General features: G+C 65.7%; 2 pseudogenes. Both read right to left on the bottom strand.

Going from position 1 to position 1,023, the window contains the following annotated elements:
• Positions 1-189 (bottom strand): annotated as a pseudogene (locus JCM25156_RS31715) (hypothetical protein); the annotation flags it as partial.
• A 67-nt stretch (positions 190-256) separates the two neighbouring features.
• Positions 257-1,023 (bottom strand): annotated as a pseudogene (locus JCM25156_RS26000) (peptidylprolyl isomerase); the annotation flags it as partial.

The following is a 1,023-nucleotide window of genomic DNA, read 5'->3' on the forward strand; positions in this document are numbered from 1 at the left end:
GGCCACGGTCGTGCCCGGCGCGAATTCCGCCATGACCAGATCGGTCCGCCCCATATAGCGGATGCCCGCCTCGGCCGCGCCAAAGCGCACGCCGGCCAGCGGCGGGAGTTCAGGCAGTGGCCGGGCGAGGGGGGACACGGGGCAGGGCGTTGGCCATGGTCGGTCAGGATCCTGAAATAACGGTGTAATACGCGAAATCGGGGGGAAGCCCCGGACGGAAACACATCAGTGCTTCCGCCCGTGGGCGATTGTGCGCTCAGTGTTCGGGCTGGGTCTCGGGCAGCGGCTTGCCATCGGGGCCGAAGCGGACGACCTTGACCTGCGCCAGCGCGTTGCTCACCGCTTTCTGCACGCCTTCTTGGATCAGCTTCTGGCGGATCTGGTCGCGCATGGTGTCAAGCGTCGGAGTCGGCGCGGTGCGCTTGCCCATCACCTGGATCACGTGCCAGCCGTACTGGGTGTGCACGGGGGTCTGGCTGAAGCTGTTGGGCTGCATGGCCGATGCCGCGTCCCAGAAGGTGGGCAGCATGTCGCCCTTTTTGAACCAGCCCAGATCGCCGCCGTTCTGCTTGGCCGAACCGGGATCCTTGGACAGCTTGGCGGCAAGCTGGCCGAAATCGGCGCCCGCCTTGAGCTGCTTGATGATGTCGTTGGCCTGTTCCTCGGTCTGGACGAGGATGTGGCGGGCGTGAATTTCCTCAGCACCGGGCTTGTTGGCGTAATTCTTGTCGTAATACGCTTGATGGCGTCATCCGTCAGCGACGGCGTGACCTGCGCGGACAGATAGGCGTTCTGCAGCGCGTTCTGCGCCGCCGTCTGCATCTGCTGCTGCACGTCGGGCTGCTTGTCCAGACCGGACTTGGTGGCGGCGACCTGGATGGCGCGCTGGTCCACAAGCTGGTTGAGCAGGATCGGCACGATGATGTTGTCAGGCAGCTTGCGCAGCTGCTCGGGCATCGAGGCCATGGCCTGCCGCACGTCGGCCAGGCGGATCGGCTGCCCGTTCACGCTGGCGAGGACCGG

The organism is Komagataeibacter kakiaceti JCM 25156, assembly GCF_000613305.1.